Below are 21,306 nucleotides of genomic sequence, written 5' to 3'. Positions count from 1 at the left end.
TTCAGCGCGCCGGGGTGTCGTTGAACGGCCCCTTGGCCGGTCTGGCCAGCAGGTCGCGGACCTCGTCGTCACTTACCTGATGAAAATCGCCGTAGACCTGTCCGACGGCGTCGAAATCGGGCGGTACCGTCGCGCACACCACGTCATCGGCTTCCGCGCCCAGCTGCCGGCACGCTGAAAGCGGGCCGACCGGCACCGCCACGACCAGCGACCGAGGGCCCGCCGCCCGCACCGCCCGGACCGCGGCCAACATGCTCGCTCCGGTGGCGATGCCGTCGTCGACCAAAATCACGGTTCTGCCGCGCGGATCCGCCTCGGCCCGGCCACCCCGATACGCGTGCTCACGACGGGTGAGTTCGGCCGTCTCGCTCTCGATAACCGCTCGCACCTGCTCGTCGCTGATCCTGAGGTTGGCCACTACGTCGTCGTTCATCACCACACGCCCGCCGCTGGCCAGCGCTCCCATCGCCAGTTCCGGCCAGTGCGGCACACCGAGCTTGCGGACCAGGAAAACGTCCAGGTCGGCACCCAGAGCTGCGGCAACCTCCCACCCCACGGGGACGCCGCCCCGAGCAAGCCCGAGGACCAAAAGATCGGATTTGCCGCGGTAGGACGACAGGGCTTCGGCCAGCACACGGCCCGCGTCGTGGCGGTCGCGGAACTTTCGCGTCGACGTCCGCCGGAGAAAGCCTCTTGGTGGGGTCATCTCACACTTCCGGCTGCGGGCCATATCCAGCCTAGCCGTGGTCAGGTTGCGCTCGGGTGTGTGTCGCTATGAGCCGGGCAAACACACGTATGTCTCTGGCCAGTGATAGATGTGACGCACGGGATTTGGCGCTCGAGCCGCACGGTGTCCGAGGGTGGACTTTCTATCCCCACAGAGCTACCAGGTATTAGCCCGGATGCGGCGTGAGGACCGGTTGGCTTTTCTGAATCAGCCAGTGCGCGCAGCCAGTGGCTGGATGCGCTCGAGTTCGGCGCTCTTGTCGATGCGGACCATGTCGGCGTCGTAGCGCGCCTGTAGGTTGATCCAGAACATGTCACTGAGGCCTAGTGCCCGCGACAGCCGCAACCCAGTGTCAGCCGTGATGCCCCGCCGGCCGCCGATAATCTCGCTCAGGCGAGTCTGGGGTACGCCGATTTCCTTCGCGAGACGGTAGGCGGTGATTTCCATGGGTGCCAGGAACTCTTCGGCGAGGATCTCGCCGGGGTGGGTGGGGGCGAAATCGGCCTTGAAATCGGCCACTGCTTGCTCCTTTCTCAGTCGTGGTAGTCAGCGAGTTCAACGTTGTCCGCGCCGCCGTCGCGCCACTTGAAGCAGATTCGGTACTGGTCGTTGACGCGGATGCTGTATTGCCCTTGGCGACCGCCCTTGGCCGTCAGCTTTTCCAAGCGGTTCCCCGGAGGAACCCGTAGATCGTTGATGTTTTCTGCGGCGTCGAGGATCTGCATCTTCCGGCGAGCCGCTTTCGCCAGATCCTTGCTGATCCCCTTCGGACAGCGCAGCTCCCAGATCTTCTGGGTGTCGCTGTCGCTGAACGAGCGGATCACAAGTCTCCATACTAACGTTGGCCGTTACTAACGACAAGCGTTAGCAATCGGGCGGCCACCCGGGGGAATGTCTACTGCCACGGGCACTCGACTTGTCGGAGGTGCGGCGTAGCTTTCGCGGCATGGCGCTCGACCAGGTCAAGGAGCAGTTGGAAAACGCGGAATCTCATCACACACGGTGTCCGAGGGGGGACTTGAACCCCCACGCCCATTAGTAGGGCACTAGCACCTCAAGCTAGCGCGTCTGCCATTCCGCCACTCGGACCCAACCAACTGAGTTGGCAGCTAAGGCTATCGGATCGGCGCGCGCGCGCCCAACTGGGCTGGCCCCGGGGAGCGAGGCACGCTGAGTGCGCTCAACAGTGGTAGGAAAGGTGACTGTGACCCGTGAGATCGACCCGGCCGACGAAGTGGCCGAGGTTGTCAGCCGATTGATCCGGTTCGACACCAGCAATACCGGTGAACTGGAAACCACCAAGGGCGAGGCGGAGTGCGCCCAATGGATCGCCGAGCAACTGTCCGAGGTCGGCTATGAAACCGAATACGTCGAGTCCGGAGCGCCTGGGCGGGGCAACGTTTTCGCCCGTTTGGCCGGGGCGGACCGCTCGCGCGGTGCCCTGATGATCCACGGTCATCTCGATGTGGTGCCCGCCGAGCCGGCGGATTGGAGCGTGCATCCGTTCTCCGGCGCGATCGAGGACGGCTATGTCTGGGGCCGCGGTGCGGTCGACATGAAAGACATGGTGGGTATGACGCTCGTGCTGGCCAGGCATTTCCGGCGCGCGGGGATCGTGCCGCCCCGTGACCTGGTCTTCGCGTTCCTTGCCGACGAGGAACACGGCGGCACTTACGGAGGTCAGTGGCTGGTCGACAACCGGCCCGAACTGTTCGACGGTGTCACTGAAGCCATCGGCGAGGTGGGTGGCTTCTCGCTGACCGTGCCGCGCCGCGACGGCGGCGAGCGTCGCCTCTACCTGATCGAGACCGCCGAGAAGGGTATCCAGTGGATGCGCTTGACCGCGCGGGGCCGCGCCGGCCACGGCTCGATGGTGCACGACAACAACGCGGTCACCGCCGTCGCCGAAGCGGTGGCACGCCTGGGCCGGCATCAGTTTCCGCTGGTGTGCACCGACACCGTCGCCGAATTCCTGGCCGCCGTCAGCGAAGAAACGGGCCTGCCCTTCGACGTCAACTCACCGGATCTCGACGGGATGATCGACAAGCTTGGCCCGATGGCGCGGATGCTGAAGGCGGTGCTGCATGACACCGCCAACCCCACGATGCTCAAAGCGGGCTACAAGGCCAACGTGGTACCGGCGACGGCCGAGGCGGTGGTGGACTGCCGGGTGCTGCCCGGCCGGCTGGCGGCATTCGAAGCCGAGGTGGACGCGCTGCTCGGGCCCGACGTGACCCGCGAATGGATCAGGAGCCTGAGCTCCTATGAGACCTCTTTCGACGGCGATCTGGTGGACGCGATGAACGCCGCGGTGCTCGCACATGACCCCGAAGCGCGCACGGTACCGTACATGCTGTCCGGTGGAACCGACGCAAAGGCCTTCATGCGCTTGGGAATTCGTTGCTTCGGCTTCAGCCCGCTGCGGCTGCCGCCGGACCTGGACTTCACCTCGTTGTTCCACGGGGTCGATGAGCGGGTACCCATCGACGCGCTGCGCTTCGGTACCAAAGTGCTCGAACACCTTCTCACCCATTGCTGACTACCGGAAAGGACTCACCCATGGCCGTGCCCAACCCTTACGACGCGCTGCCCGAGCTGCCGTCGTTCGACCTGACCTCGGCATCGATCACCGACGGAGAGCCGCTGGCCAACCCGCAGGTCAGCGGAATCATGGGCGCGGGTGGTGAGGACGTCAGCCCGCAGCTGAGTTGGTCGGGATTCCCCGAGGAGACCCGCAGCTTCGCGGTCACCGTCTACGACCCCGACGCCCCGACCGCGTCCGGGTTCTGGCACTGGGCAGTGGCCAACCTGCCCGCAGATGTCACCGAACTGCCCGCCGGTGTCGGCGACGGCAGCAACCTGCCGGGTGACGCGCTCACCCTGGTCAACGACGCCGGGCAGCGTCGCTACATCGGTGCCGCGCCGCCTCCCGGCCACGGCCCGCACCGGTACTACGTGGCCGTGCACGCGCTGGATGTCGACAAACTGGATCTCAGCGAGGACGCCAGCCCGGCATACCTGGGATTCAACCTGTTTCAGCACGCGATCGCTCGGGCTGTCATTCACGGCACCTACGAACAGACTTAAGCACTGCGACGGTGCGCGGATTGGTGCTGGTGCTTCCAGGCGGCATGATCCGCAGTGATCAACCGTCGCGCTGGTGGCAGCTGGCCAACCTTCGCATGGTGTTCCTGGCCGCGGCGTTGCGGCGGCGGCTAGGTTCGGACGTCGTCGTGCGACGGGTGCAGTACCGACTGCGCGGCTGGAACAGTCCCAGCCTGGATCCGGTGCACGACGCACGAGCCGTCCTGGGCCAGATGCGCCGACGCTATGAGCCGAAAAAGGTTGCGCTGGTAGGCCATTCGATGGGCGGCCGAGTGGCGGCGCATCTGTCCGCGCTCGATGAGGTAGGTGCGGTGGTGGCCCTGGCGCCCTGGTGGTACGGCGGCAAAGGTGATCTGATCCCGGCGGGGACACGACTGCTGGTCTTGCACGGCACCGCCGACGTCCGCACCGATCCGAGGCTGTCGCGCGCCCAGACGTTGCGTGCCCAGGAGCGCGGGCTGGATGCGCAATGGGTGGGTATCGAGGGTGTTGGCCACAACATGATGCGCCGCTGGCGGGAATGGCATCGTCGAACCTCTGATTTCGTGGCCGACTACCTCACTGATTCCAGCCCGGACTAGTCGGGCGGTCGGCCCCGGTTGGGCGCCGCCGAACCCACCGCGTCACTGAGCGAGGCGAACCCCCCGTCGTGCAACCGGCGAGCGATACCGCCGTGAATGTTCTTGGCCCACAAGCCTCCGCCGTAGATGAAGCCCGTGTAGCCCTGCAGCAGCGAGGCACCCGCGGTAATGCGCTCCCAGGCGTCGTCGGCGGTCTCGATACCGCCGACGCTGATCAGTGTCAGCCGGTCCCCAACGCGGTCATAAAGCCGGCGCAGCACTTCGATCGCGCGCTGGGCAACCGGCGGCCCGGAGATGCCGCCGGCACCTAACTCCTGCACCCCGGGTGTGCGCAGTCCCTCGCGCGACACGGTCGTGTTGGTCGCCACGATGCCGGCCAACCCCAACTCCACGGCCAAATCCGCGACGTCGTCGACATCCGAGTCGGAAAGGTCCGGCGCGATCTTGACCAGCACCGGCGTCGTGGCCGCCTCGGCCAACACCGCCAACAGGATCGGGCGCAACGAGTCGACCGCCTGCAGATCGCGCAGCCCCGGAGTGTTCGGCGAGCTGACGTTGACCACCAGATACGACGCCAGCGGAGCCAGCAGTCGCGCGCTGGCCCGGTAGTCCTCGACGGCCCGCTCGGGCGGCGTCGACTTGGTCTTACCGATATTCACCCCGAGCGGAACGTCCGGGACATGCTGGGCCAGCCGCGCCGCCAGCGCTCCGGCACCGTGATTGTTGAAGCCCATCCGGTTCAGTAGCGCATGATCATCCGGTAGCCGGAAGAGCCGCGGCGACGGGTTGCCGGGCTGGGCGTGGGCGGTCACGGTTCCAATTTCGGCGTAGCCGAAACCCATTGCACCCCAAGTGGATAGCCCGGTGCCATCCTTGTCGAAACCAGCCGCCAGACCGAGCGGGCCGGGAAAGCGGACCCCGAACACGGTGCTGGCCACCACAGGGTCGACGGGCCCGAGCCGTCGTCTCAGGCCGCGCCGCGCGGGGGCGATGGCGCTGACACCGCGCAACCCCGCGAAAACCAGAGTGTGCACGCGTTCGGCCGGTACCCGGAACAGCATGCTACGCAGCAGTCCGTACAGTCCAGGCTGCGGGTCCGTCACTGTTCCGGCTGATCTAGGGAACGAGACTTCTTGCGGCGCAACAACACTCGTCGACTGCCATCGGTGTAGAGCCGAACCCGGGTCAGCTCCCAGCCGCGGTATTCAGCCTCGATGGACAGCCGGGTGGACGCGCTGAGTCTGGTGACGTCCGGCGGTAGCCGCAACGGTGCCCACTCGTACTCATCGGACATGTCTGCTTCCCAGCCCGCGGGCAACCGGCTCCACCGCGGTGCTCGCCCGCTGCTCACGGCCTGCCCGCCGCATGCTCGATACTCTGGACTCCCGCACCCGAACCCGATACCACGTAGAGGGTGCCCGACGCCTCGTCGAAGGCCAGCGAGTCAGGTTGCTGCACGGTTGGGTAACGCACCTTTTCCACGGGTATTCCGGTGGACAGATCGTAACCAATGACCGTGTTGGTCGCCGTCTGGGACACCCAGGTCAAATCCCGGGACCCGGCCAGCCCGTACGGCGATTGGCGCACCGGGAAAGCCTGACGCAGTATCAGCGGGTCAACGCCGTAGACCAGCAGTTGGCCGCCGCGCGTGTCGGAGGCCAGCACCCGGCCCTGCGGATCGGCGGCCAGCGTGGTCGCGCCTTCGCCCGCGCGCAGGGCCTGCTCGGCGTGCCCGTCGGCGCCGATAGTAGTCACCGAGGTCTGACCGCGATCCAGCACGACCGCGGTATTCCCTTGTGTCACAAGGGCATCGACGCGCGCGAAGATCTTGCTGTGACTGGTCACGGAGCCGTCGCCGCCCAGTAGGTACACCGAGCCGTCGGCGCTGCCCAACACGAGCCTGCCGTCGGCGCGGCGCGCAATGGCGGTGAACTGCTGGGTGTCGGCGACGGTCGTCGCCGCGATCTGGCCGGTGGAGAGATTGACCGTGACGTAGCCGCCGCGGCCCGCCAGGTAGGCCGTGCCCTGTCCGTCCCCGGTCAGTGCAGTCGCGGATCCAGGCAGCGTGATTACCTTCGGCGCGCCCTGACCACCGACCAACGCAATGCTGGCCGGCGCCGCGGCGTCGGCGCCGGGGCACAAAACCACCAGCTGACGGGAACCGGGGTCGAACAGCGCGGTCTGGGGGCGACCGCCAAGGGGTTGCACGGTGCCCGCAGGGTTCTGCGACGGCGGGGAGACGGCGGCCCGCGCCGGTTCGATGGTGGGCGGGGTGGCCGCAAGCGGATTCGACGAGCACGCGGTCACCAAACTTAGCAAAACCATTCCGGCGGCAATGCGCTGATGAATTGCTTTCTGCCACTCTGACAGCAACCGTTGTCTCCCGTACGTCAACGACACAAATGAAATTCTAAGGAACGTTATCGCGCCCAATATCGCGATGTTGACCACGTAAAGCGGTACAGCGGAGGTATTCTCACAAAATGACCGTCACCGCTGGTCGGCCTGCTGCGGACCAAGGGTTTGCTGTTGAAGACATCACGCCAGGCATTTTCGCGAGTGGATACGGACAAGTCGGAGATGGGCGCAGTTTTTCCTTCCATGTCGAGCATCGTTCGCTAATCGTCGAAATTTACCGCCCCCGTCTGGCGGGGCCGGTCCCGCAGGCTGAAGATGTCGTCGCACGGGCGGCGCGCAGCGTCCGGGACATCGATCTCACCGATGAACGAAGCCTAGCCGCCGCTGTGCGTGACTCGGTCGCTCGCGCGGTCCCGGTCGCTCGCGCCCCGTGGTGATCGCAAGCGCGGCGTAGCCGGGCGCAGCGGGTCACCACCAAATCCCGTGGTGATCGCAAGCGCGGCGTAGCCGGGCGCAGCGGGTCACCAGGTACGGTCGTCGTCGTGTCTGCGGTTGTGCCGATGTCCTGGAGCCAGGTCGTCGTTCTGTCCGTGGTCCAGGGCTTGACCGAGTTTCTGCCGGTGTCATCCTCAGGACATCTGGCGATCGTGTCCCGCGTCTTTTTCAGCGGCGACGCCGGCGCCTCCTTCACCGCGGTGAGCCAACTGGGCACCGAGGCCGCGGTGCTGGTCTACTTCGCACGCGACATCGTGCGCATCCTGCGGGCCTGGTTCAACGGCCTGTTCGTGAAGTCGCAGCGCAACGCCGACTATCGGCTGGGCTGGTACGTCATCATCGGAACCATCCCGATCTGCGTGTTGGGTCTGCTGTTCAAGGACGTCATCCGTTCCGGTGTGCGCAATCTGTGGGTGGTGGCGACGGCCCTGCTGGTGTTCTCAGCGGTAATCGCGCTCGCCGAATACCTCGGACGGCAAACCCGCGACATTGAGCAACTGAACTGGCGCGATGCAATCACCGTCGGGGTCGCGCAGTGCCTGGCGCTGGTGCCCGGTGTGTCGCGGTCCGGTGCGACCATCAGTGCCGGGCTCTTCCTCGGGCTGGAACGCGAACTGGCCGCCCGATTCGGCTTCCTGCTCGCCATCCCGGCGGTGTTCGCCTCCGGCCTGTTCTCCCTGCCCGACGCCTTCCACCCGGTCACCGAGGGGATGAGCGCGACCGGTCCGCAATTGCTGGCGTCCACCCTGATCGCGTTCGTGATCGGCCTGGCCGCTGTGGCGTGGTTCCTGCGTTTTCTGGTGCGGCACAACATGTATTGGTTCGTCGGCTACCGGGTGGCCGCCGGCGCGGCGGTCCTGGTCCTGCTGGCCACCGGAACGGTTGCGGCCACATGACTGTCTTGCTGTTGCGTCACGGTCGGTCGACGTCCAACACCGCCGGCGTGCTGGCCGGTCGCGCCGAGGGCGTCGATCTCGACGACAAGGGCCGCGAACAGGCCGCGGGACTGATCGATCGCATCGGCGACCTCTCGATCCGGGCGGTGGTGACCTCTCCGCTGCTGCGTTGTCGTCGCACCGTGGAACCGCTAGCCGAGGCGCTGTGCCTGGAACCGTTGGTCGAGGACCGTCTGGCCGAAGTCGACTACGGCGAATGGACCGGCCGCAAGCTCGGTGATCTGGTCAACGAGCCATTGTGGCGCGTGGTCCAGGCCCATCCCAGCGCCGCGGTGTTTCCCGGCGGGGAAGGCCTGGCACAGGTACAGGCACGTTCGGTCGCCGCGGTGCGAGAGCACGACCGTCGCCTGGCCGAGCAACACGGGACCGACGTGCTGTGGGTGGCCTGCACCCACGGCGACGTGATCAAGTCGTTGATCGCCGACGCCTACGGCATGCACCTGGACAGCTTCCAACGGGTCAACGCCGACCCGGCGTCGGTGAGCGTGATCCGCTACACCCCGCTGCGGCCGTTCGTATTGCACGTCAACCACACCGGGGCGCGGTTGTCCGCGGGACTGCGCGGCGCACCGCCACCACAGCAAGACAAGCCCTCCGCGGACGGCGAGGTGCCCGCCGGTGACGCCGTGGTCGGCGGTTCCACCGAGTAGTCGGCACTCGACGGGCCCAGGTGTATCCGAAGCGCACGGCGATCGTGTCTGCACGGTATTTTGGAAATGCCATGGCCCGCGCTATTCACGTCTTCCGCACACCCGACCGCTTCGTCGCCGGGACTGTCGGGCAGCCCGGAAATCGCACCTTTTACATCCAGGCGGTGCACGACGCGCGGGTGGTCTCCGTGGTTTTGGAGAAGCAGCAGGTCGCGGTGCTGGCCGAGCGCATCGGCGCGCTGCTGCTCGAGGTCAATCGCCGGTTCGGCACCCCGGTGCCGCCCGAACCCGCCGAGGTCGACGACCTGAGCCCACTGGTCATGCCGGTAGACGCCGAATTTCGGGTCGGGACGATGGGACTGGGCTGGGATTCCGAGGCGCAGACCGTGGTGGTTGAACTGCTTGCCGTCACCGACGCGGAGTTTGACGCCTCGGTGGTACTTGATGACACCGACGAGGGCCCCGACGCGGTACGGGTGTTCCTGACGCCGGAGTCGGCGCGACAATTCGCCACCCGCTCCAACCGCGTGATCTCGGCCGGCCGTCCGCCGTGCCCGTTGTGCGACGAACCGCTGGACCCGGAAGGGCATATCTGCGCACGCACCAACGGCTACCGGCGCGAGGCGCTCTTCGGGTCAAGTGATGACACCGAAGGATGACGAAGATGAGGTGTTGCGCGACGGCGAGTTGACTGTCCTGGGACGGATCCGCTCCGCCAGCAACGCCACGTTTCTCTGCGAGGCATCGCTGAATTCGACCAGCGTGCACTGCGTCTACAAGCCGGTCTCCGGCGAGCAACCGCTATGGGACTTTCCCGACGGAACGCTTGCCGGCCGGGAACTGGGCGCGTACCTGGTGTCGACCTATCTCGGCTGGGATATCGTGCCGCACACCATCATTCGCAACGGGCCGGCGGGACCCGGCATGCTGCAGCTATGGGTGCAGCAACCCGGCGACGCGGTCGACTCCGATCCCCGCGAAGGCCCCGATCTGGTCGATCTGTTTCCCACCCGCAAGCCGCAACCGGGTTATCTGCCGGTGTTGCGGGCCTACGACTATGCCGGCGACGAGGTCCTGCTGATGCACGCCGACGACATCCGGTTGTGGCGGATGGCGGTGTTCGACGTGTTGGTCAACAACGCGGACCGCAAGGGCGGCCACATCCTTTTCGCAGTCGACGGCCGCGTCTACGGGGTCGACCACGGCCTGAGTTTGCACGTCCAGGACAAGCTGCGCACAGTGTTGTGGGGCTGGGCCGGTGACCGCATCGACGAGAAGACTCTGGACGCGGTGGCGGGGTTGGCTGACGCACTGCGCGGTCCGCTTGCCGAAGAGCTCGCGGGCCGGATCACCAGCGCAGAAATTGCCGCACTGAAACGGCGCACCCACGCGCTGCTCGACAATCCCGTCATGCCTGGGCCCAATCGGCATCGCCCGATACCGTGGCCGGCGTTCTGAGTCCATAACTGCCGTCGGCGATACTGGGTCGGTGAATCCGGCCGCGAGTGACTTGACGGACGCCGCGCTGGCCGCTGATCTCGCCGCGGACGCGGGGGAGTTGTTGCTCGCGGTGCGCGAGGAGATCGGGTTCGACTACCCGTGGGAACTTGGTGACGCCGGTGACCGCCGGGCGAATTCACTGATCCTGCGTCGGCTACGTGACGAACGCCCGGGCGACGCCGTGCTCAGCGAAGAGGCTTACGACGATCTGGTTCGGCTGAAATCCGACCGCGTCTGGATCATCGACCCGTTGGACGGCACCCGCGAGTTCTCTACCCCCGGTCGCGACGACTGGGCGGTTCACATCGCGTTGTGGCAGCGACCCACCAACGGCCGCAGGCAGATCACCGACGCGGCGGTGTCCCTGCCGGCGCGCGGGAACGTCGTGTACCGCAGCGACACCGTCACCGCGGATGCGGCGCGTGTCGGCATCCCGGACGTCATCAGGATCGCGGTCAGCGCTACCCGGCCGCCGGCCGTCGTGTACCGCATCCGCCAGATCGTGAACATCGAGTTGGTGCGGATCGGGTCGGCGGGCGCCAAAGCCATGGCGGTGATCGACGGCGTTGCCGACGCGTATGTGCATGCGGGCGGTCAGTGGGAGTGGGATTCGGCGGCGCCGGCGGGGGTAGTGCTTGCTGCGGGTATGCACGCGTCGCGACTGGACGGATCGCCGATGATGTACAACCAGCTGGACCCGTATCTGCCGGATTTCGTGATGTGCCGGGCCGAGCTGGCGCCCATCCTGCTCGACGCCATCCGGCAGTCCTGGTGGTAAGCAATCGAGTGTGCGCCTGAGGCTTTCCGTGTGCAGCCACGGCGGGAAAATCGCGAAAACACCGCCACAGACGCACACGCAAAACCGTGGCTTCACACTTCTCCTCAGCCCGCTGCGCGGCCCGCATCGTCGCCGGGCTGAACCTGATTGCCCGGCTTCTCCTCAGCCCGCTGCGCGGCCCGCATCGTCGCCGGGCTGGACCTGATGGCCCGGCTTCTCCTCAGCCCGCTGCGCGGCCCGCATCGTCGCCGGGCTTAAAGTCGACGCATGCGGTCGTGGTCTTCTCCGCCGGTCCCGGCGTTACCCGGACGCGGCCCCGAGTTGCGGCTCTACGACACCGCTGACCGGCAGGTCCGCCCGGTAACCCCCGGTACCAAAGCGACCATGTACGTCTGCGGCATCACCCCCTATGACGCAACGCATCTCGGCCACGCCGCTACCTACCTCGCGTTCGATCTGATCTACCGGCTATGGCTGGACCTCGGCCACGATGTGCACTACGTCCAGAACGTCACGGACGTCGACGATCCGCTGTTCGAGCGTGCCCAGCGCGACGGCATCGATTGGCGTGACCTCGCCGAGCGCGAGGTTGCGCTGTTCCGCGACGACATGACGGCGCTGCGGGTGCTGGCGCCACAGGAGTATGTCGGGGCCACCGAAGCCATCGCCGAAATGGTGGAACTCGTCGAGAAGATGGTCGCTTCCGGGGCGGCCTACGTCGTCGACGACGAATACCAGGACGTCTACTACCGCGCCGACGCCACCCTGCAGTTCGGCTACGAGTCGGGCTATGACCGCGACACCATGCTCGACCTGTTCGAGCAGCGAGGGGGCGACCCGCGCCGGCCCGGCAAGACCGACGAACTCGACGCGCTGCTGTGGCGAGTCAACCGGCCCGGCGAGCCCAGTTGGCCGTCGCCCTTCGGCGACGGCCGGCCCGGCTGGCACGTCGAATGCGCGGCGATCGCGCTCAGCCGCATCGGCAGCGAACTCGACATCCAGGGCGGCGGCAGCGACCTGATCTTCCCGCATCACGAGTTCACCGCCGCGCACGCCGAATGTGTCAGCGGTGAGCGCAGATTCGCCCGACACTACGTACACGCCGGGATGATCGGCTGGGACGGGCAAAAGATGTCCAAGAGCCTCGGCAACCTGGTCCTGGTCTCGAAACTGCGGTCCCAGGGCGTCGATCCCGCCGCGGTCCGGCTCGGTTTGCTCGCCGGGCACTACCGCGCCGACCGCTTTTGGAGCCAGCAGGTTCTCGACGAGGCGAGCACCCGGCTGCACCGCTGGCGCACGGCGACGGCACTGCCGGCCGGCCCGGACGCCACCGACGTCATCGGCAGGGTCCGCAGATACCTGGCCGACGACCTCGACACCCCCAAAGCGATTGCCGCACTGGATGGTTGGACCACCGACGCATTGGAATACGGCGGCCACGACGAGGCCGCGCCGAGCACGGTGGCGACCGCGGTCGATGCGTTGCTGGGAGTCGCGCTCTAGGGGCCGGTGGTACGTTTTCCGCCATGGGATCGGTGCAGGACAAAGTCGTCGTCATCACGGGTGCGGGCCGCGGTATCGGCGCGGAAGTTGCGCGCCGGCTGCATAACAAGGGCGCCAAGCTGGTGCTGACCGACCTCGGCGAAGCGGAGCTCACCTCTATCTCGGCCGAACTCGGGGGCGACGGCCGCGTGCTGACAACAGTGGCCGACGTGCGCGACCTGTCCGCTATGCAGGGCGTTGCCGCCCAGGCCGTGGAGAAGTTCGGTGGGATCGACGTGGTGGTGGCCAACGCCGGTATCGCCAGCTACGGCTCGGTACTCAATATCGACCCGGAGGCGTTCAAGCGGGTCGTCGACGTCAACTTGCTCGGTGTCTTCTACACCGTGCGTGCCGCGTTGCCGGCGATCATCGACCGGCGCGGCTACGTGCTTGTCGTTTCGTCGTTGGCCGCGTTTGCCGCGGCTCCGGGGATGGCCCCCTACGACATGTCCAAGGCGGGCAACGAACACCTGGCCAACGCGCTGCGTTTGGAGGTCGCTCAGCACGGCGTCGGCGTCGGCTCGGCTCATATGTCTTGGATCGACACCGCGCTGGTCCGAGACACCAAGGGCGACTTACCCGCTTTCGGCGAACTTCTGGCCAGGCTGCCTTGGCCGCTGAGCAAGACCACTTCGGTCAACAAGTGCGCCGACGCTTTTGTCCGGGGCATCGAGGGCCGCAAGTCTCACGTCTACTGCCCGCAGTGGGTGGCGGCGTTCCGCTGGCTCAAGCCGGTGTTGTCCACCCGCCTCGGCGAACTTTCGGTCGGCAGGACCGCGGCAGAGGTGATGCCCAAGATGGACGCGCAGATCGCCGCCCTGGGCCGCTTCACCAGCGCCTACACCCAGGGCCTAGAGCCCCCGCCGACGTCTTGACCGCGCCGTGAAGGTTGTCGTGTGCGGTGCCGGAATTGCCGGGTTGGCCGCGGCGGAGCGCATGTCGAGTTTGGGCGCCGAGGTGGTGCTGCTTGAGCGGGCACTCGCGCCAAGCCCAGCGGGCTATTTGATCGACTTCTTCGGTTCCGGATACGAGGCCGCGGAGGAGATCGGCGTCTTGCCCGCCATCAAGGATGTGTCTTATCGCATCGACGTCGCCACCTTGGTCGATGATCAGGGTCGCCAGAAAGCAGACCTGCCCTATAACCAGATCGCCAAGGGCCTCGGCGGCCGGGTGTCCAGCATGCTGCGGTCCGACTTGGAGAAAGCGTTGCGGGACAATCTGTCCGAGCACGTCGATGTCCGGTTCGGCGCCGAGGTTACCGGCATTGCCAACCGCGACGACGGGGTGACGGTGACCCTGGCCGGGGGCGAGGTCACCATCGAGGCCGACCTGCTGATCGGCGCCGACGGCATTCACTCGACGGTTCGGAATCTGGTGTTCGGAGCGGACTCGGAATATCTGCGATATCTCGGATTTCACTGCGCCGCTTTTACTTTCGACGCCTCCGATATCAGCCGTGCAGCGGACATCGAGCAATTCGCGGTGACCGACACCATCGATCGTCACCTGGACCTGTTCTTTCTGCCGGAGGGTCGCGCCGCGGTCTTTGCGTTGTTCGACGCAGCCGACCCAGAACTGCCGGCAGATCCCCGTGCCGCTGTTCGGGAGCGGTTCGCCGATATGGGTTGGTTGGTGCCGGACATACTCGAGCGCTGTCCGCCGCCGGACGAAATGTACTGCGAGGCGGTGGCGCAGGTCGTCATGCCGAGCTGGAGTAAAGACCGGGTGGTCCTGATCGGTGACGCCGGTGCGGCCGTGTCGCCGCTGGCTTCCCACGCCGCTTCACTGGCGGTCGCCGGCGCTTATGTGCTGGCCGAACAGTTCCGCACGACGTCGTCGGTCGAACGGGCGCTGGACTTCTACGACCAACTCTGGCGGCCGGTGGTCGAAGAAAAACAAGACATCATCCGTGCTACGGGTCCTTGGACGCTGCCTGGCCGGTCGCGCCGGTTTGCGTTGCGGTTTACGTGGCGCCCGCTGGTCAATCGCTTCATCACCACGACGCTTGCCGGTGAACCGACGACCGTCGTCGCGACGCTGCGCCGAGGAGCACCCGACCGCGGGTGAATCCGACGGTTACCCGAGCTAGATCCCGAACCCCGGGCGGCGGCGTTTGAGGTAGCGCTCGAACTCGGCGGCCAGCGCGTCGCCGTCGATGTTGCCCATGACTTCGTTGACGTCGATGGCGGCGTCGCCGTGCTCCTCTAGGGACTGCACGTACTCGGCCAACTCTTCGTCGTCGGCGGTCATTTCGGTGATCTCCCGCTCCCACGCCTCGGCCTGGGCGGGCAGGTCGCCCAGTGGTACCTCGATATCGAGCACTTCCTCGACGCGACGCAGCAGCGCCACCGTCGCCTTCGGGTTGGGTGGGTGCGACACGTAGTGCGGCACCGCCGCCCAGAAGGTCACCGCCGGGATGCCGGCCGCCACGCAGGCGTATTGGAAGACCCCGGCGATGCCCGTCGGGCCTTCGTAGCGGGTTTCCTCGAGGCCGAACAGCCGCGCCGAGTCGGACGAGTACGCCGCGCCCGAAACCGGCACCGGCCGGGTGTGGGGCGTGTCCGCCAGCAGTGCTCCGAGGATGACGACCGTATCGACGTTGAGCTTGTCGATGATGGCCAGCAGTTCGTCGCAGAACGTCCGCCAGCGCATGTTGGGTTCGACGCCGTGCATCAGCACGACGTCGCGGTCACTCTCGGGCGGTCGGCAGTGCGAGATCCGCATGGCCGGCCACTCCAACTCGCGCGTGACGCCATCGACCTGGCGGATCACCGGACGATTGACCTGGTAGTCGTAATAGGCCTCGTCGTCGATCTCCACGATCGGCAAGGCGTCCCAGCTGGCCGACAGGTGGGTCACCGCGTCACTGGCCGCATCGCCGGCGTCGTTCCAGCCCTCAAACGCCGCCACTACCACGGTGTTGTGCAGTTGGGGCAGCAGTTCGTCGGCGTCGCCCGTGCCATCCGGCAAAGTCACGAATTCAGCCTACGGCCTGGATTTGCGCAGCCGATCGGGACGTGCGGTTGACGCGGTCGGTGATCTATAGGCCGACTATCCTTGTCGTGTGACGACGAGATTCGCGAGCCGGCGCTCGATGGTGCCGCGATCGGCAAGCGGGTCGGGTCGAGCTGGGCGTCCAGACTTCGAGTGACGACGTAGACTTTTACCGTCGAGAGGCGTTGCAACGGTTCCTGGGGGGATTCGGTCCCTTTCCGGTATCCGCCACGCTCGGCAGAGTTAAGGACGCCTTCCGCTATGGAAGGAACGTACGTGAACGCTGTAAACGCCACCGAGACGAGCATTTCTGCGTCGAAAACCTTTGAGCCCAACATTCGGCCCGACTGCACCGATGAACTGACGGCCGCTCTGCGCCAGCGGATCATAGTGATCGACGGCGCGATGGGCACCGCGATCCAGCGGGACCGGCCCGACGAGGCCGGCTACCGCGGCGAACGGTTCAAGGACTGGCCCAGCGATCTCATCGGGAACAACGATCTGCTCAACCTGACGCAGCCGCACATCATCGAGGGAATCCACCGCGAGTACCTCGAGGCCGGCGCGGACATCCTCGAGACCAACACGTTCAACGCGAACGCGATCTCGCTCTCCGACTACAACATGGCTGAGTTGGCCTACGAGCTGAACTACAGCGGCGCCGCGCTGGCCCGCAAGGCCTGCGACGAATTCAGCACCCCGGAGAAGCCGCGCTACGTAGCCGGCGCGCTGGGACCGACGACGCGCACCGCGTCGATCTCGCCGGACGTCAACGACCCGGGCGCCCGCAACGTCTCCTATGACCAGTTGGTCGCCGCCTACCTCGAAGCCGCCAACGGCCTGGTTGACGGCGGTGCCGACCTGCTGATCATCGAGACGATTTTCGACTCGCTGAACGCCAAGGCGGCGGTATTCGCCGTCGAGACGCTGTTCGAAGAGCGTGGACGCCGCTGGCCGATCATCATCTCGGGCACCATCACCGATGCTTCCGGGCGGACATTGTCCGGTCAGGTCACCGAGGCATTCTGGAACGCGATCAGGCACGCCAAGCCGATCGCGGTAGGCCTCAACTGCGCCCTGGGCGCGCCGGAAATGCGGCCCTACATCGCCGAGATGGCCCGGATCGCGGACACCTTCGTCTCCTGCTACCCGAACGCCGGCCTGCCCAACGCCTTCGGCGAATACGACGAGGACCCGGAGCGTCAGGCGAGCTATATCGCCGAGTTCGCCGAGGCGGGGCTGGTCAACATGGTCGGTGGCTGCTGCGGCACGGCGCCGCCGCACATCGCCGAGATCGCCAAGGTCGTCGAGGGCTTGAGACCGAGGGAAGTGCCGCACATCTCGCTGGCCACCCGGCTCTCGGGCCTCGAGCCGCTCAATATCACCGACGACTCTTTGTTCGTGAACATCGGTGAGCGCACCAACATCACCGGCTCCGCGCGGTTCCGCAACCTGATCAAGGCCGAGGACTACGACACCGCGCTGTCAGTTGCCCTACAGCAGGTCGAGGTCGGTGCGCAGGTCATCGACATCAACATGGACGAGGGCATGATCGACGGCGTCGCGGCGATGGACCGGTTCACCAAGCTGATCGCGTCCGAGCCGGACATCAGCCGCGTCCCGGTGATGATCGACTCCTCCAAGTGGGAGGTCATCGAGGCTGGCCTGAAGAACGTGCAGGGTAAGCCGATCGTCAACTCGATCTCGATGAAGGAGGGCGAGGAGAAGTTCATCCGCGAGGCACGCCTGTGCCGCAAGTACGGCGCGGCCGTCGTCGTGATGGCCTTCGACGAGACGGGGCAGGCCGACAACCTGGAGCGACGCAAGGAGATCTGCGGACGCGCCTACCGGGTCCTGACCGAGGAGGTCGGCTTCCCGCCCGAGGACATCATCTTCGACCCGAACTGCTTCGCGCTGGCCACCGGCATCGAGGAGCACGCGACCTACGGGATCGACTTCATCGAGGCCTGCGCCTGGATCAAGGAGAACCTCCCGGGGGTGCACATCTCCGGCGGTATCTCGAACGTGTCGTTCTCGTTCCGGGGCAACAACCCCGTCCGCGAGGCGATCCACGCGGTTTTCCTGTTCCACGCCATCAAGGCCGGCCTGGACATGGGCATCGTCAACGCCGGCGCGTTGGTGCCCTACGACTCGATCGATCCCGAGCTGCGGGAGCGGATCGAGGATGTCGTGCTGAACCGTCGCGAGGATGCGGCCGAGCGGCTGCTGGAGATCGCTGAGCGGTTCAACAAAACAGAAAAATCCGAAGACCCGGTCGCGGCCGAATGGCGCAACTTCCCGGTCCGGGAGCGGATCACGCACGCCCTGGTCAAGGGCATCGACGCCAACGTCGATGAGGACACCGAGGAACTGCGGGCCGAGATCGCGGCCGCGGGCGGTCGCCCGATCGAGGTGATCGAGGGACCGCTGATGGACGGTATGAACGTCGTCGGCGACCTCTTCGGCTCGGGCAAGATGTTCCTGCCCCAGGTCGTGAAGTCCGCCCGGGTGATGAAGAAGGCTGTGGCCTACCTGCTGCCGTTCATCGAGGCGGAGAAGCAACCTGGTGACGCCGAGTCCACCAACGGCATCATCGTGATGGCAACCGTCAAGGGCGACGTCCACGACATCGGCAAGAACATCGTCGGGGTCGTACTGCAGTGCAACAACTACACGGTTATCGACCTCGGTGTGATGGTGCCCGCGCAGAAGATCCTGGACGCGGCCAAAGAGCACAACGCCGACATGATCGGATTGTCCGGCCTGATCACCCCGTCGCTGGACGAGATGTCCAACTTCGCGGTCGAGATGGAACGCGAGGGGATGAAGATCCCTCTGCTGATCGGCGGCGCGACCACCTCGCGCGCGCACACGGCCGTGAAGATCTCGCCGCGCCGCAGCGGTCCGGTCGTCTGGGTCAAGGACGCGTCCCGCTCGGTGCCCGTCGCTGCCGCGCTGCTCGACGACAAGCAGCGGCCGGCGCTGCTGGAGTCCACCGAGGCCGATTATGCGGCCCTGCGTGAACGGCATGCCCAGAAGAACGAGCGGCCGATGATGACGCTGGAGAAGGCCCGCGCGAATCGGACGCCGATCGAGTGGGAGGGCTACACACCGCCGGTACCGGTCCAGGGTGTTGGCGTTCGGGAGTTTCTTGACTACGACCTGGCCGAATTACGCGAGTACATCGACTGGCAGCCCTTCTTCAACGCTTGGGAGATGAAGGGGCGCTTCCCCGACATCCTCAACAACCCCGCCTCCGGGGAGGCTGCCCGCAAGCTGTACGACGACGCCCAGGAGATGCTCGACACGTTGATCAAGGAGAAGTGGCTGACTGCCAACGGCATCATCGGCTTCTTCCCGGCCAACGCCGTCGGGGACGACATCGAGGTCTACACCGACGACACGCGCACCGAGGTGCTGACCACTTTGCACAACCTGCGCCAGCAGGGTCAGCATCGAGAGGGCATCCCGAACCGGTCACTGGGCGACTACATCGCCCCCAAAAAGACTGGGCTCAGCGACTACATCGGCGCCTTCGCGGTCACCGCAGGGCTCGGCAGCCAGGAGAAGATCGCGGAGTTCAAGGAAGCTCTCGACGACTACAGCGCGATCCTGCTGGAGTCGGTGGCCGACCGGCTGGCGGAGGCGTTCGCCGAGCGGATGCACGAACGGGTCCGTAAGGAATTCTGGGGATACCAGCCAGACGAACACCTGGACAACGAGGCACTCATCGGCGAGAAGTACGTCGGAATCCGCCCTGCTCCCGGTTACCCGGCCTGCCCCGAGCACACCGAGAAGGCGACGCTCTGGAAGTTGATGGACGTCCAGGAGCGCACCGGCATCGAGCTGACCGAGTCGATGGCGATGTGGCCCGGCGCCGCCGTCAGCGGTTGGTATTACTCGCACCCGCAGTCGCAGTACTTCGTGGTCGGCCGGATGGCTCAGGACCAAGTCGCCGACTACGCCAAGCGCAAGGGCTGGACTTTGCAGGAAGGCGAGCGCTGGCTCAGCTCCAACCTGGGGTACAACCCGGAGGACTGAGCCGCCGGGAACGCCCGGCGCTAGGCCTTCCCGTCGTTGCCGTCGTTGCCGAGCAGCAGCCCGCCGGTGCCGCCCGTGCCGGCTGTGCCGCCGGCCTTTCCGGCGTTGCCGCCGTTGCCGCCGTCGCCGATCAGCACGGCGTTGCCGCCGTTTCCGCCCTTGCCGGCGGTGGTTGCCCCGAACCCGCCGGCGCCGCCGTCACCGCCGCTGCCGAATGCCCCGGAATTACCGCCGGTCCCGCCGGCACCGCCGGTCCCGTTGCCGTTGGCGTTGGCGCCGGATCCGCCGGCCCCACCAGCGCCGCCCGAGCCGATGAGCAGACCAGCTTTGCCGCCGGCGCCGCCGGCGCCGCCCAGATTGGTGCCGGCACCACCTGCGCCACCATGCCCGCCGGTGCCGCCCGCACCGCCAGATCCGAACAGGAGGCTGGCGCTACCACCTGCGCCGCCGGCCCCACCGGTCAAGGTGCCGGCCCCACCGGACCCGCCAGCGCCGCCGACGCCGGAGGACAGTACGCCGGCATTGCCACCAGCGCCGCCGACGCCGCCGTTGTTACCGCCCGAGCCGCCCGCACCGCCGGTGCCGCCGGCGCCGAAGGCTCCGCCGTTGCCACCGTTGCCGCCGTTGCCGCCCAAGCTGCCGGCTCCACCGGTGCCGCCGTCGCCGAACAACATTCCGTTGCCGCCGGCCCCGCCCGCGGCGCCGGATCCGCCGATCCCCCCGACGCCACCGTTGGAGAACAGGCCGCCGGTGCCGCCGGCGCCGCCCACCCCGGTGGCGCCGGGCCCGGCGCCGTGTCCGCCCGTGCCGGCCGCGCCGGTGAGCGCCCCGGCGTTGCCGCCCTGCCCGCCGGCGCCGCCTTTACCGCCGGTGACCAGGGCTTGACCGCCGGATCCGCCGGTGCCACCGGCACCGTTGAGCAGGGCTGAGCCGCCGGCCCCGCCGGTGCCGCCGACCCCGTTGATGCCGGTGGCGATGCCGCCGGACCCGCCGGTGCCGCCGTGCCCGAACAAGCCGCCGCCGGCCCCGCCGGCCCCGCCGGCTCCGCCAGCGCCGCCGGTGGCGGTGTTGGTCGCACCGTGTGCGCCGTTGCCGCCGTTGCCGAACAACTTGCCGCCGTCGCCGCCGGCCGTACCGGTGCCCGGGATTCCATTGGCGCCGTTGCCGATCAGCGGGCGTCCGGTCAGGGCTTGTACCGGCTGGTTGACGATGTCGAGGACATCTTGTTGCAGGGTGTGGATCGGGTTGTTGCTGATCGGGGCGCCGAAGCCGTCCGCTCCCAGCAGCAGCCCGCTGATGCCGCCCAGGCCGGCCTTGCCCGGCGTCACGCCGCCGGTGCCGAGGCTGCCGGCGTTGCCGCCGTTGCCGATCAGCACACCGTTGCCGCCGGTGCCGCCGTTGCCGCCGGTGACCACCCCAGCCCCGCCGTTGCCGCCGTTGCCACCGTTACCCAGCACCCCTGAGTTGCCGCCCGCGCCTCCCGCGCCGCCGGTGATGTTGCTCGTGCCGCCGCTGCCGCCGGTACCGCCCGAGCCGATCAGCTGCCCGGCCTGCCCACCCGCACCTCCGGTACCGCCGG

Annotated in this window: 19 protein-coding genes, 1 tRNA gene and 2 pseudogenes; 13 read left to right on the top strand and 9 right to left on the bottom strand. The window is 67.0% G+C overall.

Annotation, left to right across the window (positions count from 1 at the left end; translation table 11 throughout):
- Position 1: 1 nt before the first annotated feature.
- The 4 genes and pseudogenes from A5634_RS05425 to A5634_RS05410 form a co-directional block, all read right to left on the bottom strand.
- Positions 2 to 706, bottom strand: a pseudogene (locus A5634_RS05425) (phosphoribosyltransferase); the annotation flags it as partial.
- Positions 707 to 934: 228 nt separating this feature from the next.
- Positions 935 to 1,246, bottom strand: a complete 312-nt coding sequence (locus A5634_RS05420; RefSeq protein WP_172831626.1) for a HigA family addiction module antitoxin — start codon at positions 1,244 to 1,246, stop codon at positions 935 to 937.
- A 14-nt stretch (positions 1,247 to 1,260) separates the two neighbouring features.
- Positions 1,261 to 1,551, bottom strand: a complete 291-nt coding sequence (locus tag A5634_RS05415) for a type II toxin-antitoxin system RelE/ParE family toxin (protein WP_065143053.1) — start codon at positions 1,549 to 1,551, stop codon at positions 1,261 to 1,263.
- 179 nt (positions 1,552 to 1,730) lie between these two features.
- A tRNA-Leu gene (locus A5634_RS05410) sits at positions 1,731 to 1,816 on the bottom strand.
- 109 nt (positions 1,817 to 1,925) lie between these two features.
- Here A5634_RS05410 and A5634_RS05405 point away from each other — a divergent pair.
- From A5634_RS05405 to A5634_RS05395, 3 genes are read left to right on the top strand one after another with little or no spacing between them, the layout of a single operon-like run.
- The gene (locus A5634_RS05405; protein WP_172831625.1) at positions 1,926 to 3,266 is read left to right on the top strand and encodes a M20/M25/M40 family metallo-hydrolase; all 1,341 of its coding nucleotides are present in this window, start codon (positions 1,926 to 1,928) and stop codon (positions 3,264 to 3,266) included.
- Positions 3,267 to 3,286: 20 nt separating this feature from the next.
- The gene (locus A5634_RS05400; RefSeq protein ID WP_065143051.1) at positions 3,287 to 3,814 is read left to right on the top strand and encodes a YbhB/YbcL family Raf kinase inhibitor-like protein; all 528 of its coding nucleotides are present in this window, start codon (positions 3,287 to 3,289) and stop codon (positions 3,812 to 3,814) included.
- Between the two features lie 11 nt (positions 3,815 to 3,825).
- A complete protein-coding gene (locus A5634_RS05395) occupies positions 3,826 to 4,413 on the top strand; it encodes an alpha/beta fold hydrolase (protein ID WP_065143050.1) in 588 nt (195 codons plus the stop codon).
- Here A5634_RS05395 and A5634_RS05390 read toward each other — a convergent pair.
- The 3 genes from A5634_RS05390 to A5634_RS05380 are packed head-to-tail and all read right to left on the bottom strand — an operon-like array spanning position 4,410 to position 6,786.
- Entirely contained in the window at positions 4,410 to 5,495 is a 1,086-nt protein-coding gene (locus tag A5634_RS05390; RefSeq protein WP_172831628.1) for a quinone-dependent dihydroorotate dehydrogenase, read from the bottom strand. The genes A5634_RS05395 and A5634_RS05390 overlap by 4 nt on opposite strands.
- 17 nt (positions 5,496 to 5,512) lie before the next feature.
- Entirely contained in the window at positions 5,513 to 5,707 is a 195-nt protein-coding gene (locus A5634_RS05385) for a DUF5703 family protein (RefSeq protein WP_081290208.1), read from the bottom strand.
- A 53-nt stretch (positions 5,708 to 5,760) separates the two neighbouring features.
- A complete protein-coding gene (locus tag A5634_RS05380; protein WP_065143048.1) occupies positions 5,761 to 6,786 on the bottom strand; it encodes a YncE family protein in 1,026 nt (341 codons plus the stop codon).
- Between the two features lie 110 nt (positions 6,787 to 6,896).
- Here A5634_RS05380 and A5634_RS27035 point away from each other — a divergent pair, with 110 nt between their 5' ends.
- From A5634_RS27035 to A5634_RS05340, 9 genes are all read left to right on the top strand, one after another.
- Entirely contained in the window at positions 6,897 to 7,208 is a 312-nt protein-coding gene (locus A5634_RS27035; protein ID WP_081290207.1) for a hypothetical protein, read from the top strand.
- Between the two features lie 123 nt (positions 7,209 to 7,331).
- Positions 7,332 to 8,162, top strand: coding sequence for an undecaprenyl-diphosphate phosphatase (locus tag A5634_RS05375; RefSeq protein ID WP_065143047.1), 831 nt, complete (start codon positions 7,332 to 7,334; stop codon positions 8,160 to 8,162).
- Entirely contained in the window at positions 8,159 to 8,872 is a 714-nt protein-coding gene (locus A5634_RS05370) for a histidine phosphatase family protein (protein ID WP_065143046.1), read from the top strand. Before A5634_RS05375 ends, A5634_RS05370 begins: the two co-directional genes overlap by 4 nt.
- Before the next feature lie 71 nt (positions 8,873 to 8,943).
- Complete coding sequence (locus A5634_RS05365; protein ID WP_065143074.1) at positions 8,944 to 9,531, top strand: DUF3090 domain-containing protein; 588 nt, start codon at positions 8,944 to 8,946, stop codon at positions 9,529 to 9,531.
- On the top strand, positions 9,515 to 10,330 hold the full coding sequence (locus tag A5634_RS05360) for an SCO1664 family protein (RefSeq protein ID WP_065143045.1): 816 nt from the start codon (positions 9,515 to 9,517) through the stop codon (positions 10,328 to 10,330). Before A5634_RS05365 ends, A5634_RS05360 begins: the two co-directional genes overlap by 17 nt.
- Before the next feature lie 31 nt (positions 10,331 to 10,361).
- The gene (locus A5634_RS05355; RefSeq protein ID WP_065143044.1) at positions 10,362 to 11,150 is read left to right on the top strand and encodes a 3'(2'),5'-bisphosphate nucleotidase CysQ; all 789 of its coding nucleotides are present in this window, start codon (positions 10,362 to 10,364) and stop codon (positions 11,148 to 11,150) included.
- A gap of 267 nt (positions 11,151 to 11,417) precedes the next feature.
- Positions 11,418 to 12,653, top strand: coding sequence for a cysteine--1-D-myo-inosityl 2-amino-2-deoxy-alpha-D-glucopyranoside ligase (mshC, locus tag A5634_RS05350; protein ID WP_065143043.1), 1,236 nt, complete (start codon positions 11,418 to 11,420; stop codon positions 12,651 to 12,653).
- Positions 12,654 to 12,676: 23 nt separating this feature from the next.
- Positions 12,677 to 13,567, top strand: coding sequence for an SDR family oxidoreductase (locus A5634_RS05345; protein ID WP_065143042.1), 891 nt, complete (start codon positions 12,677 to 12,679; stop codon positions 13,565 to 13,567).
- A 7-nt stretch (positions 13,568 to 13,574) separates the two neighbouring features.
- Complete coding sequence (locus tag A5634_RS05340) at positions 13,575 to 14,759, top strand: FAD-dependent monooxygenase (protein WP_065143041.1); 1,185 nt, start codon at positions 13,575 to 13,577, stop codon at positions 14,757 to 14,759.
- Positions 14,760 to 14,777: 18 nt separating this feature from the next.
- Here A5634_RS05340 and A5634_RS05335 read toward each other — a convergent pair whose 3' ends face one another.
- A complete protein-coding gene (locus tag A5634_RS05335) occupies positions 14,778 to 15,632 on the bottom strand; it encodes a PAC2 family protein (RefSeq protein WP_437339944.1) in 855 nt (284 codons plus the stop codon).
- A gap of 315 nt (positions 15,633 to 15,947) precedes the next feature.
- On the opposite strand from A5634_RS05335, the gene metH reads away from it, so the two are divergent.
- A complete protein-coding gene (metH, locus tag A5634_RS05330; RefSeq protein ID WP_065143040.1) occupies positions 15,948 to 19,727 on the top strand; it encodes a methionine synthase in 3,780 nt (1,259 codons plus the stop codon).
- Positions 19,728 to 19,747: 20 nt separating this feature from the next.
- Here metH and A5634_RS05325 read toward each other — a convergent pair.
- Positions 19,748 to 21,306: pseudogene (locus tag A5634_RS05325) on the bottom strand (PE family protein); the annotation flags it as partial.

Source organism: Mycobacterium asiaticum (assembly GCF_001673365.1).
Classification (GTDB): Bacteria; Actinomycetota; Actinomycetes; order Mycobacteriales; family Mycobacteriaceae; genus Mycobacterium; species Mycobacterium asiaticum_A.
This window is presented reverse-complemented; position numbering and strand designations above follow the sequence as displayed.